This is a genomic window from Cesiribacter sp. SM1 (genome assembly GCF_020178975.1).
Taxonomy (GTDB): domain Bacteria; phylum Bacteroidota; class Bacteroidia; order Cytophagales; family Cyclobacteriaceae; genus Cesiribacter.
Map to the genome: position 1 here is coordinate 256,873 of NZ_JAHXBU010000093.1, position 13,075 is coordinate 269,947.

The window sequence follows — 13,075 nt, forward strand, 5'->3', positions numbered from 1 at the left end:
CTGCTGTTTTGCAAAAAGAGGCAGCATTTACTAATTTTCGCGTCCTAATAATATTAAGCATATGAAGCGCCTTCGCATTCGGGTTACAGGTAAAGTGCAGGGAGTCTTTTACCGGGCCAGCACCAAGGCAAAAGCCAAAGAGCTTGGGCTAAACGGCTGGGTAAAAAATGCCGAAGATGGCTCTGTTCTCATAGAAGCCGAAGGAGAAGACATGAACCTGGATAAGCTTGTAGAGTGGTGTCAGCAGGGGCCGGGGGCGGCACAGGTAAATGGCGTGGAAACCAATGAGATTGTGCCGGAAGGGGTGAACAGCTTTGAAGTCCGCTAACTAAAGGCTGCGGCTTTCGGTCTTGTCTGCGCCATTGGCAAGCTATTTTTTCCTGCGGCTTACCCATCGGCATGGGGCACTCCATCTTGGCTAAAACTGTCTCTGCTGATGAGGCCCTCATCCATGCTATCTTTTCATGCAAATTCCTGCCCAATCAGCAGTCTGTCTGCTGGTTCTGTTGTAACTTCGGGCAGTTCTTATCTATTGCACCATTTATTTCCTGACAGCTATGGACGATCTGTTGGCAGCCCGCCTGCAAATGGCTGTATCGCTGGGTTTTCATATTATTTTTGCCTGTATAGGCATTGCAATGCCATTTCTGATGGCAGCCTCGGGCTACCGCTACCTGCGCACCCGTGAGCCTCTCTATAAAGACCTTACAAAGGTGTGGTCGGTAGGTGTGGCCATTTTCTTTGCAGTGGGTGCTGTATCGGGCACCGCCCTTTCCTTTGAGCTTGGCCTGCTATGGCCCGAGTTTATGGAGCATGCCGGTGCCATCATAGGCATGCCTTTTAGCTGGGAGGGTACTGCTTTTTTTCTGGAGGCCATTGCCCTGGGTCTTTTCCTCTATGGCTGGGATCGCCTGCCACCCTGGATCCACTGGTCATCAGGAGTTGTGGTTGGCATATCGGGGGTTGCCTCCGGTATATTTGTAGTAGCAGCCAATGGCTGGATGAACTCACCCGCCGGTTTTGATTGGGTTGACGGAAAGGCCTATAATATAGATCCGGTAGCGGCCATGTTTAACGATGCCTGGTTTACCCAGGCCCTGCACATGACCCTGGCGGCATTTGCAGCAACAGGTTTTGCCGTAGCAGGGCTGCATGCCTTTTTACTCTTAAGGCACCCCAACAACCTTTTTCATCAGAAGGCGCTGCGCATAGCCCTTACCATTGGGGCAATAGCAGCGCTCCTGCAACCGCTTAGCGGCGATCTTTCTGCCAAAGATGTGGCAGAGCGGCAGCCGGCAAAGCTGGCAGCACTGGAGGCGCTTTACGAAACCAGCCAGCCTGCCGATCTGCTCATTGGTGGCATTCCCAACGACGAAACCCGGAAGGTAGACTATGCCATTCACCTGCCCGGAATGCTTAGCTTTCTGGCGCATGGCGATTTTAGTGCGAAAGTAATCGGTCTGGATGCTTTTCCGCGTGAGGACTGGCCGCCCGTGCTGATTGTACACGTGGCCTTTCAAATCATGGTGGCCTGTGGGGGGATTCTGGCGCTCATGAGTGTGCTGTTCCTGGTGCTGCAGTGGCGAAAGTCTCCCTGGTTGTTTAAGCGATGGTTTTTATGGACTCTGGTAGTCATTTCACCACTTGGTTTTATAGCCATTGAAGCTGGCTGGACGGTTACGGAAGTAGGCCGGCAGCCCTGGATTATTTATGGCATTATGCGAACTGCCGATGCGGTTTCGCCCATGCCCGGCCTGGTGGTACCCTTTTTGCTTTTTACATTCCTGTACCTGCTGCTGGCCTTTGTGCTGGTGTGGCTCATGTACAGGCAAATAAAAACGCTGCCCGATCGCTATGCCTCTGCTCGCCTTACCTCCAATGCTCCAACACAACTAGAATAGAACAGCATGCTGTTTATTGTAATTGCCTTTTTAGTGATCTCGCTGCTCTTCTACGTACTGTTCGGAGGGGCAGATTTTGGTGCTGGCATCATAGAAATATTTGCCGGGAAGCGCCATTACCAGACCATCAGCAAAGCCATTGCACCGGTGTGGGAGGCAAACCACATCTGGCTGATCCTGGTGGTGGTGATCCTGTTCATGGGCTTTCCGCTTATTTATGCCGATATGTCGCGTTACCTGCACATTCCGCTGCTGGCCCTGCTGGTGGGAATTGTACTCAGGGGATGTGCCTTTACCTTCAGGCACTACGATGCCATAAAAGATCAGTCGCAGGACTGGTACACCTTTATATTCAGGATATCAAGCCTGTTTACACCCTTGTTCCTGGGTATGGTGGCTGGGGGTATGCTGGTGGGCAGAATGCCTGTGACCATGGCTGACGGCTCCTTTTACAGTTTGTTTATTGCCCCCTGGTTTAACCTGTTTTGCCTGGCCGTGGGCGTGTTTACCGTTTGCCTTTTTGCCTTTCTGGCGGCCGTTTACCTGATTGGCGAGGCACGTTCAGAAGAAGAAACCCACACTTTTGTTCGTGCAGCCCGTAACAGTAACATTGCACTTGTGCTTGCAGGTGGCCTCGTGTTTGCAACTGCAGCCTGGGAGGGGCTTCCGCTGGTAAGCCTCTTTATAAACTCTGCAGGTGCCATTGCAGCGCTAGTGCTGGCTACGCTGTCGTTGCCCCTGCTGTGGGTGGCCCTGGTGCGCAAGCATGTAGTTGCCAGCAGGCTGCTGGCGGGCTTTCAGACTCTGCTGGTACTAGGTGCCTGGTTTTGGGTGGAATACCCGGTTGCCCTGCGTTATGAAAACGGCAAAGCACTTACGCTTTTTGAGGCAGCCGCTCCGGCTGCTACCCAGCAGCAACTTGCTCTGGCCCTGATAGTTGGCAGCCTGCTCATCCTGCCCTCACTTTACTACCTGCTGCGCACATTTAAGAAGCCGGTTCGGGTTTAGGAGCCATAAAATACTGTATCTTTGGGGTGCATTTGCTGATGCTATTCCTTTAAAGCTAATATGAAGATAATTCGTGGTGTTGCTCTTGTGCTGGCAGGGGTAATGATTCTGGCACTTATTGCCGCTGCTTTTATGCCTGAAACGCTGCGCGTTGAGCGTAGCATTGTAATTAACCGGCCTGTAGATGAGGTGTTCGACCAGGTGGCCGATCTTAACAACTGGCTTGCCTGGAATCCCTGGTCTGAGCTGGATCCCGAAGCGGTAAACGAAATCAGCACGCCCAGCAGGGGCAGAGGTGCGCAGTGGACCTGGGAGGGAGACAAGATCGGGAAAGGCCACCTGGTGCAGGAGGAGATTGAAGAGGACAAGATGGTGCGTTTTACCCTTGCCTTTGAAGAGCCCATGCAGTCTACCGGAACAGATCTGTGGCAGTTCGATAGCCTCGACAGCAGAACCACCCGTGTAGTCTGGGCAGATGAAATGGCGCTTGATTACCCTGTAGGCCGCCTCTCGGCACTTTTTATAGGTCCGGCAATGGAGGAGCAGTTCGACAAAGGCCTTATGAATTTAAAGCGCCTGCTGGAGAGCCAGCGCAGGGTGGAGCCTGCACCGGCGGCTCCTGCACCCATCAATGATACCGCAGTTATTCAGGGAACCTAAACAGGGAATCTGAATAATACAGGCAAACCATAGCTACATAAGTTTGGCTGCCTGTCAGCTGATATTAAAAGGCGAAGCCCGTGCCATGGCACGGGCTTCGTTATTCACAGACCCTTTTCTATTCGGGGAGCAACACCTGGTTAATGGCATGCACAATGCCATTGATAGCAAGTACATCCTGCTCTGCGGCAATGAGCGCTGCTGCTTCTGTGTTTCCAATACCTTTAACAGTCTTGTTGGTGGCATCAACCTGTACCCTGTTTCCCTGCCGTGTTACAACCTCCTGGTTGCGGAAGGCAAAAGAAAAGCGGTAGGCGGGCAAGAGGTGGTAAGACAGAATATTCTGTAAAACGGCAGGATCTTCATTTGCAATATCTTCGGGGCTGGCATAGCCGGCAGCGGTAAAAGCTGCATTGGTAGGCGCCAGCAGGGTATAGGGTTGGCTATTGCTGTTTAAGAGCGTTGTTAGTCCGGCGCGCTCAATTGCAGCCTGGAGCAGGTTAAACTCGGGGTTTTCAGCGGTTGCTCTTGATGATATGTACTGCCCCAGGGTTTGTGTAGGTGGCGTAAGTACCCCATCCAGGATATGTACAACACCATTTCTTCCCGAAAGATCAGGCTGTATTACCTGGGCCTCTCCGTTCAGCGATATGGAATTATTGCTGTTGTAAATAAAGATTTTTGCTTCGCCGAGTGTGCTGATCAGGCGGGCACTGTCGAGTCGTTCGGCTACATAACTGCCCAGGCCTATGTGGTAATTTACCAGGTTTTCCAGGGCTGCAGCCGGTACCTGATCAAGGCTGCCGTAGCCGTTTGCCTGCAGGTATGCAGCGAAGGCTTCGTTATTTGGGGCAAATACTGTAAACCTGGTGTTTTGATTATTTAGGATAGTGCCAGTGGCTGTACGATTCACAGCATCTGAAAAAGTACTGGTAGATGCTTCTGTTCGTATTACATGTAAAACTGTATTGCCGGGAATAATGGTAGTGGTATTATCATCGCTATCGCAGCTCCATGTTAATAAGCAAAAGATAAATAGTAGGCTCTTAAAAGAGAAGACAGTGGGCAATGCAAAAAGCTTGCTTTTCATAGAATAGGTAGTTTAGCCGTTACAAAGGTACCTTTTTCATTTGTAAGTTCAGCAAAATTAAAAAACCGGCACTAAGGCCGGTTCTCGCATGACAGAATTTTAAGATACTTATTTATTTTTCATCAGATTTACTGATGCCTTTTATCTTATCGTAGTTAAGCTCTTCCCTGATATGGCTGTTACGTTGGCCAGGATAATGTTTTGTAATCTGATGAGATCCTTCATTCGATGGTAAGCGCTCACCCAGATCTTCGCCGGCCCTATAGTTCTGCTCATAAGTTTCCGGATCTTCTGATGGACTTTTCCAGAACTCATCTACACCATAGTAGCTGAAGATAAGACTTAGGGTATCGAAATCACCTTCTCTTACTTTATCAATATCAACCAGGGGAGCGTCTTCTATGGTTTTGCGGTCAGCTTCTACCAACACTTTAAATGTGTTAGGATTTACCTGCAGCATTTGCCAGGGCAGAATAAAATGATCTGCTCCCATGCCCAGAAAGCCGCCTTTTTCAACCACTACCGCCACCACCCTGCGGTGTGAGGCGGAGAGTATGACATCTGATACATTGCCGTACTCCTGTGCCAGTGAGTTTTGTACGGGTTTTCCAATGATATCGCTTATGTATGTGTAGTTTTGATAGTTCATAATATAATTGGCTGGAGTTGTACCAGGATTTTTAATGCCTTTGTAGTACAACTCCAGCCAAAGCTAAAAGTTTATGTTTCTTATGATTCTGTAAAGCAGGCTTTACAGCAGCTCATTGGCCAGGTTAGCCAGTTCTGAGCGCTCACCCTTCTCTAGTGTGATGTGGGCATAGAGGGGCTGGTCTTTCAGCCTGTCTATAAGATAGGAAAGGCCATTACTTTGCGAATCGAGGTAAGGTGTGTCTATCTGGTAAATATCGCCGGTAAACACAATCTTGGTGTTGTCTCCTGCACGTGTAATAATGGTTTTTACCTCATGGGGGGTTAGGTTCTGCGCCTCATCCACAATAAAGAAAATGTTGCTTAAGCTACGGCCGCGAATATAAGCAAGAGGGGAGATCACCAGCTTTTCACGCTCAATCATTTCGGTAATGCGCTGGTACTCCTTATCTGATTCCCGGAACTGGCTCTGCACAAACTTCAGGTTATCGAAGAGCGGCTCCATGTAGGGGTTCAGCTTGCTTTTAACATCGCCGGGCAAATAACCAATATCTTTATTGCTTAAGGGTACAATAGGCCTTGCCAGGTATACCTGCCTGAAAGCCGACCGCTGCTCCAGTGCAGCTGCCAGTGCCAGCAGGGTTTTTCCGGTACCTGCAACACCCTGCAGGCTTACCAGGCGCACCTCGGGATTAAGCAGGGCATGTATGGCAAAGGTTTGTTCGGCATTGCGGGGCTTTATGCCATATACCGGAATTTTATCAACCTTCTCTACCTGCTCGTTAGAGGGGTTGTAGTAAGCTAGAACCGAATTTTTAGGACTTTTAAGGATATGATAACTGTTGGCAAGCGGCTTATCCTTACCCCAGATTTCTTCGCGGTGGCAGCCACCCTTGTCGTAGAATTTATCGATCACCTCGGGTGCTACTTTGTCGAGCTCGGTGCGGCCGGTAAAGAGGGTGTTTACATTTTTGATTTTACCGGTCTCGTAATCTTCTGCCGGTAAGCCCAGCGATTTTGCCTTTAGCCTTAGGTTTATATCTTTACTAACCAGCGTTACCCTTTTACTCTCCGGTTCGTTTACCTGATCTTCCTGCAGCTTAAGGGCGGCATTGAGAATACGGTGATCGGCCTTTTTTTCATCGAAAATACGAATGGCATCCAGCATGCTATCATTTTCCATGAGCACTTTAAAGCGGCCCTTTTTGCTTTTACGGCTGGCATCCAGTGGTATCCAGGTGTGCAGCATATAGCTTTCGGAGAGGCCATCGAGCAGGCGGATAAATTCGCGGGCTTCAAAGTTTTTGTTTTCGTTTCCCTTCTTGAACTGGTCCAGCTCTTCCAGCACTGTAATGGGAATGGCTACATCATGCTCATCAAAATTCATGATGGCATTATGGGCATAGAGAATTACAGAGGTGTCTAGTACAAAAATCTTCTTTTGTCGGTCAGTTTTTGCGGGCATAAAAAATAGTTTAGGAGCTTGTAAAAATATCAGGAACCGAGCACCAGGTTTTCGGTTTCTGCTTTTTGCTGCAGTTTATGCTTAAGGGCTTCCACCAGGCTAATATAATTATCAAGCAGGGGGTTCAGGTCTTCAAAACTGCTGCTTTCATCATGCAGTTGCTGGTGAATGCGCTCGCCAAGAGCAGTCATTTTTTCAATCTTCAGCATAAGCATAGAAGGCCTTAACTTATGAAAAATACGGCGCAATTGCACTCTGTCGCCAGCATTTACTGCGGCTTTAATATCAACAGGAACCTCGGTAAACTGGCGTATGTACAAATTTATTAGCTCCTGTAAGAAAGATCTGTCTCCACCAGCTACTTCCAGAACTCCGGATAAATCAAGATCGTGCGCTATTGGAGTGTTTTGAGGGTAGTGCATACTCTTTGGCGTTTCCTTTACAAAAGGGCAGTAGTGGTTAAGTTTGTAGAGTAGGGTCTCTGGCTTAAATGGTTTCAGTACCATGTCCGTCATGCCGGCTTCTTTTATTTTTTCTTCGATACCGGCTATGCCTGCAGCTGTTATGGCTATAACGGGCGTGTTTTGATAGGCAGCATGGGGCAGGAGTCTGATTTGCCTGGTAGCTTCAAATCCATCCATTTCGGGCATTTGCAGATCCATCAGAACAAGATCATACTTTTTTGAAGCGGCCATTTTCACTGCCTCAATGCCATTTTCGGCAACATCGTAGCAGATGCCCCAGCTTTGCAGAAATTTACCGGCAACGGCCTGGTTGATCTGGTTGTCTTCTGCCATAAGCAGGTGCATTTTGCTAAGGTCTTTTTTAACCTCAACCCCGAATGTATACGCCAGCGGCTGCAGATCGGTTCTGGCAGATATTCTGTAGGGGATGGAAAAACCAAAGCAGCTGCCCTGGCCTACAGTGCTTTTAACCCAGATAGTGCCTCCCTGAATTTCTACCAGCTGCTTGGTAATGGCAAGGCCCAGCCCGGTGCCGCCATAGGTGAAGTTGGTCGTAGTGCTGGCCTGCTCAAATTTGTTGAAAATAGTGTGCAGCTTTTCTTTTGGAATGCCAATGCCTGAGTCTGAAATCTCGAACTGCAGCAGGTATTGCTCGTTATGAACAGATTTTGTTTTGATCTCTACCTTTACCATGCCCTGGTGGGTAAACTTAATGGCATTGCTCAGCAGGTTTGTGATGATCTGGATCAGGCGTACAGGATCGCCCTTCAGTTCATGGGGCACATCGTCGTGCAGGTACAGTTTAAAGTCGAGGCCTTTGCTCTCAGTCTGTGTCTGGAAGGAGTGCTTAAGGCTGTTGAGGATATCCCGCAGGTTGAACTGGATATCCTCCAGGTGAACCTTTCCGGCTTCTATTTTCGATAGGTCCAGTATGTCGTTAATGAGGCTTAAAAGGTTTTCTGCCGAAAATTTAAGAATGCTAAGGTCATCTTCCTGGTCGGGGCGTGGGTTGTTCTGCAGCAGATGATAAGCCAGACCAATAACAGCATTGAGCGGGGTGCGCAGCTCATGGCTTACGGTAGATAGAAAATACTCTTTGATTTCTGCTGAATGTTCTGCCGCTTCTTTGGCATTGCGCAACTCCTGTTCAAAGATTTTGCGCTCACTTAGGTCTGTAAATATAGATACGAACTTTTCTACCTCTCCGGTGCTGTTGCTTACAGGGTTTACGGTCAGAAGCACCCATCTCTGCTCATTACTGCGGTTCCTTAGCAAAATCTCATCTGTAAAAGACCTGCCGGTTTTAAGGCAGTTGTTGAGTTGCTGCAGGGTATTGGCATCGGTTAGTTCCGATACCATAAAGTCTTTAGGGTATAGCCCGCGAATTTCCTCCAGTTCGTAACCGGTGTGGCGCCTGAAGGCTTCATTCACCCACTCCACACGGTGCTTGGGGTCGGAGATCATTACGGCATTGTCGGTATGGCTTGCAACCAGCGAAAGGTTTTTTAGCAAGCCCTCGTTGCGCTTGCGCTGGGTAATATCTGCCGCCATCATAACAGCACCTATAATTTCATCCTGTGCGTTCTTTACCGGACCAACATAAATTTCGGCCCAGGTTTCGCCGGGTGTATTTTCCTGGATGTTATGTTCAAAATGAGTGCTTTCGCCTTCCAGGGCTTTTTTAAAGATAGGAATAAAAGTTTCTGCGGTAACAGGTCTGAGGGTGTTACGCACATCTGTTCCTTTAACCAAATCAATACCCAGCCACTGTTTTAGCTTGGTGGAGCTTACTTTGTTAAATTCCAGTAGTTTGTAATGGCGGTCGAAGATGTAAATGCCAAAGTGGTTGTTATGGTCAAAGGCCGTGCGGATAATTGCTTGCGATTGCTCCAATGCCTCCTGCTGCTGCCGGATTTGCGTTACATCCTGTACAGTGCCAAGTATTTTAAAGTCTCTGCCCCGGTCGTTCTGGATTACCTTACCCTTGCTGCTGAGGTGTTTCCATTCACCATTACGGTTGCTGATCCTGTACTGAAGGTTATAGTCCTCGCCCCTCATGATGGCCTGCAGCAGCACACGGCGTACCTCGTTGCGGTCGTCGGGGTGAATGTACTCCAGGTGATCGTTCAGGCAGATGCTGTTAACCTCCGGAATCTCTAAAATAGCACAGTAGCCTGCAGAATAGCTTATGCGGCTGGAGCTGATGTCTATTTCGTAAAAACCTGCATTGGCAATTTTTTCGGCCTGCTCCAGCTTGGCGGCATTTTCCAGGGCCTCCTGCAGGGCTTTTTTCCGGTGTGTAATGTCCATGGCACTGCCTTCATAGATCAGGCCGCCATTATGTTCATCGGTATGTACGGAGCAGTTAAACTGCATCCAGAAATGACTACCGTCGCGGCGGGTGGCTTCTACCTCCAGGCCTTCTGCAAAGCCCTGCTGGTTAAGCTTACGGGCAATGGCATCCAGCTCCTGCTGCGGAATAAAGGAGAAGTTTTTGCCCTCGCGTATCAGGTCCGAGGCAGAGGCAAAGCCCATCATCTCGGCCATGTGATCATTTACATAGGTAAAACCTTTTGCTCCCTGTATTTTGAAAACACCCTGATGGTTGTTTCTGTGCAGGGTAGTAAGGGCATGCTCGGTAATGCGCAGCCGCTGATTTTTAGCCTGAAGCTGCTCTGTTTGTGACTCTATTTTTTCTGCATTTTCAAAATCGCGCAATTTAAGCTCCAGAATGGTGCGTGAAATGAAGAAGAAGATGCTTAAGAAGATTAGATGGCCTAGTATACTGGAATGGAACAGGGAGGCATCCTGGTAAAGGGTGTAATGGCTTAGCAGGTAGAGAAACTCACCAAGGCCTATGAAGAGGAGCAAACGCCTGGCCGACCAGTACAACAAAGACATCAGGGCACAGCAGCTAAGCAAGAATACCGGAATTGCAGACTGGTGCTCATACACCGCCAGTGAGATAAACAGTGCATGTAATAAAGTGATAAAAATGAAAGATTTTACAAGCAAAACCTTCTTTTCGAGCTTTCGCTCTTCTTTTAGCCACTGCGTTGCTCCATAGAACAAGAGCATAAAGCAGGTGGCGGAGGCTTCCAGAAACAAGAGGCTTACAATGTTGGCAGTCTTATATTCTGTAAATACCAGGCAACGCAATGCATTGGGAAGTAAGGCGAAGATGGTTGTTGCTACAGCCGTGATCAGGGAGAATTTTTCAACCCGCTCCAGGTTCAGGGCAGTAAATTCTGCACGAAAGCGCTGGTACCGGCGGTCGTGTAGCTTGTGGACTAAAAAAATGCGCGACAGTTTGTTAAGCATGGCAAATGGCGCTGGGGCCTTAGCTTAAATTTACTAAGACTCGCAGCGCCAGCAAAAACAAACCTTGGTTTCGTACTATGATGTAGGGTTATACCTAAATTAAATCTTTTTGCTAGAGATGGTAAGGACTGGCCTCCTCAAGGGGCTTGAGGGTATAGCGGTCGCCACCTTCTGCCGGCTGAATATCAAGCACATTGGCCAAAACCAGCCTAATGAGTGTTCTGGAGGCCAGGCTAAGGGGTATGTCGGCTACCTTTGCATAATCTTTAAGGGTGATAAAAGGATTATCCTGCAGGTACTGCATAAGCTTTTGTTCCTTTTCGCTCCACTGAAAGCCAATGTCTTTCGGCTTTTGGCGCCGGCGCAAAATTTCACGCATTTCGCGGCTTGCCTGAATGCTACGGTCTGCCACCCGCACGTAGGTGCGCTTGCGCATGGGGGTGTTCTTTTTCTTTTGCGGAGGGGTGCCTGGCGGCAGGGGCTGATCTTCCAGCACAAAGTGTGGTTTCTGCGGGCTTTCGCTTATATAATACCGCAACACCCACTTATTGGCCGAAAGTGGAATGGTTTCCTGCTGATAGCGGATTTTAGGTTTGCAATTGTTGATGATGGCCTTATTAAGCTCCCAGGCCTCCTCTTCCGGAAAACGCAGGCCGCTAAGTCCGCCATCATCGCCTACTCCTATCAATAAATTGCCTCCCCTGGTATTGGCAAAGGCTACTATCTCCCGGATTATTTTTTCGGGATGGGCTACTTTTTTCTTGAATTCCAGCGTTGCGTGCTCGCCCTCTTTTACCAACGATTGTAGTTCTCGTAGCGTCATATGTACTCTTAATCAGACAAGGACTGTCTCTCTCCATGTGAGAAAGAGAAAGGACAGCCTCCCCTGTGAGGGGAGGCTGTTCACCTGCCCCAAGGCAGGCTACCGGCCCCTTAGGGCAGGTATAAGCTCTGAGTGGCGATGATTAAAAATCTTCGTCCTCGTCCTCTTCTTCCAGGCTATCCAGTCCCGGCATGCTAAACATGCTGCTAAGCAGATCGCTGAACCTGGTACCTGTTGTAAGTCCTTTTTTGCTAAGCATGCTGTACTCTGCAAGCCCGTGCAGCACAAACTCCATCATAAAGAACAGGTCGTCCTGGCTCAGGTCAGGAATTTGCTTCTTTACAAACTCTTTAAGGCCGGGCACTTCTGATAGTGCTCTTTTATAATCTTTTTCAGATGCATCGAGCAGGAGGTCTACTGCATTGCCTTCGCCAAACCAGTCTGTTATGGTTTTATACGGATTTTTTGCTTTCGGAGCCTGCTGTTGCTTACTGCTTTTTTCTGGCTTTGGGTTTGGAAAGTAATTCAGAAACTGGGTGCGGATGGCTTTGCCCAGCAGGTTTTGGGCTACAATGCCGGCACCTTCCTGCTCACCCTCGTACACCAGTTCAATTTTACCGGTTACTGCCGGTACAACACCCACCAAATCATTCAGGCGTATATAAGTTCTGCTTTCGCCATTGAGCAGGGCCCTGCGTTCGGCTGCACTTACCAGGTTTTCGTAGGCCGATATGGTGAGACGTGCAGAAACACCGCTTTTGGCATCTACATACTCACTTTCGCGGGCCTGAAATGCTATTTGTTCAATCAGATCTTTTGCAAGATCATTTACTACTACCATCTCCTGCTGCTCGGGGCTAATTTTAGCTTCCTGCTGGGTAATGGCTTTGCCTATCTCCAGTGTTTTAGGGTAGTGTGTAATAATCTGGCTGTCGATACGGTCTTTAAGCGGTGTTACTATGCTGCCCCGGTTGGTATAGTCTTCGGGGTTGGCGGTAAACACAAACTGGATATCCAGTGGCAGGCGCAGCTTAAAGCCCCTGATCTGAATATCGCCCTCCTGCAGAATATTAAACAGGGCCACCTGTATGCGCGGCTGCAGGTCGGGTAGCTCGTTGATTACAAAAATACAGCGGTTGGAGCGTGGCACCAGGCCGTAATGAATAACCCGCTCGTCGGAGTAGGGTAGCTTTAGGGCGGCGGCCTTGATAGGGTCTACATCGCCGATCAAATCTGCTACAGTTACATCAGGGGTAGCCAGCTTTTCGGTGTAGCGCTCATTGCGGTGCAGCCAGGCAATGGGTGCATCATCTTCCAGGTCGGCTACAATTTCGCGGCCATGGTGGCTGATTGGATTCAGGGGGTCTTCCAGCAGATCGGTGCCCTCCAGGTATGGAATGTACTCATCCAGCAGGTTTACCATCAGGCGGGCAATACGTGTTTTTGCCTGGCCCCGCAAACCCAGCAGGTTAATGTGGTGACGGCTTAAAATAGCACGCTGCAGATCGGGCAGTACGGTTTCGTCGTAGCCTAAAATGCCGGGAAAAGGATTTTCCTTATGCTGTAGTTTGTAGATTAAGTTCTGGCGTAATTCTTCCTTTATGCTGCGTGTGGCGTAGCCGGTAGCTTTCAGCTCACCAAGGGTTTTGATCCTGGTTAGCTTCTCGGCCGGGATATTCTTTATTTGCATGTTTC

10 protein-coding genes are annotated in these 13,075 nt (G+C 49.0%); 4 read left to right on the forward strand and 6 right to left on the reverse strand.

The window, feature by feature from the left end:
* Positions 1–61 precede the first annotated feature (61 nt).
* The 4 genes from KWJ01_RS22955 to KWJ01_RS22970 all read left to right on the forward strand — a co-directional run bounded on the left by KWJ01_RS22955 (position 62) and on the right by KWJ01_RS22970 (position 3,569).
* Complete coding sequence (locus KWJ01_RS22955; RefSeq protein WP_224999467.1) at positions 62–328, forward strand: acylphosphatase; 267 nt, start codon at positions 62–64, stop codon at positions 326–328.
* Positions 329–557: 229 nt separating this feature from the next.
* Positions 558–1,901 (forward strand): cytochrome ubiquinol oxidase subunit I, encoded by a 1,344-nt coding sequence (locus KWJ01_RS22960; RefSeq protein ID WP_224999468.1) that lies wholly within the window; start codon positions 558–560, stop codon positions 1,899–1,901.
* A gap of 6 nt (positions 1,902–1,907) precedes the next feature.
* Positions 1,908–2,909, forward strand: a complete 1,002-nt coding sequence (locus KWJ01_RS22965; RefSeq protein ID WP_224999469.1) for a cytochrome d ubiquinol oxidase subunit II — start codon at positions 1,908–1,910, stop codon at positions 2,907–2,909.
* Positions 2,910–2,969: 60 nt separating this feature from the next.
* The gene (locus KWJ01_RS22970) at positions 2,970–3,569 is read left to right on the forward strand and encodes an SRPBCC family protein (RefSeq protein ID WP_224999470.1); all 600 of its coding nucleotides are present in this window, start codon (positions 2,970–2,972) and stop codon (positions 3,567–3,569) included.
* 118 nt (positions 3,570–3,687) lie between these two features.
* Here KWJ01_RS22970 and KWJ01_RS22975 read toward each other — a convergent pair whose 3' ends face one another.
* The 6 genes from KWJ01_RS22975 to KWJ01_RS23000 all read right to left on the reverse strand — a co-directional run bounded on the left by KWJ01_RS22975 (position 3,688) and on the right by KWJ01_RS23000 (position 13,070).
* Entirely contained in the window at positions 3,688–4,659 is a 972-nt protein-coding gene (locus KWJ01_RS22975; protein WP_224999471.1) for a fasciclin domain-containing protein, read from the reverse strand.
* Between the two features lie 112 nt (positions 4,660–4,771).
* Positions 4,772–5,308 (reverse strand): PRC-barrel domain-containing protein, encoded by a 537-nt coding sequence (locus KWJ01_RS22980; RefSeq protein ID WP_224999472.1) that lies wholly within the window; start codon positions 5,306–5,308, stop codon positions 4,772–4,774.
* A 102-nt stretch (positions 5,309–5,410) separates the two neighbouring features.
* Positions 5,411–6,772 (reverse strand): PhoH family protein, encoded by a 1,362-nt coding sequence (locus KWJ01_RS22985; RefSeq protein WP_224999473.1) that lies wholly within the window; start codon positions 6,770–6,772, stop codon positions 5,411–5,413.
* A 29-nt stretch (positions 6,773–6,801) separates the two neighbouring features.
* Entirely contained in the window at positions 6,802–10,557 is a 3,756-nt protein-coding gene (locus KWJ01_RS22990) for a PAS domain S-box protein (RefSeq protein ID WP_224999474.1), read from the reverse strand.
* Positions 10,558–10,669: 112 nt separating this feature from the next.
* Positions 10,670–11,380: a helix-turn-helix domain-containing protein gene (locus tag KWJ01_RS22995; protein ID WP_224999475.1), complete on the reverse strand. Its 711-nt coding sequence runs from the start codon at positions 11,378–11,380 to the stop codon at positions 10,670–10,672.
* Positions 11,381–11,522: 142 nt separating this feature from the next.
* Positions 11,523–13,070 (reverse strand): magnesium chelatase, encoded by a 1,548-nt coding sequence (locus KWJ01_RS23000; RefSeq protein ID WP_224999476.1) that lies wholly within the window; start codon positions 13,068–13,070, stop codon positions 11,523–11,525.
* Between the last annotated feature and the right edge of the window lie 5 nt (positions 13,071–13,075).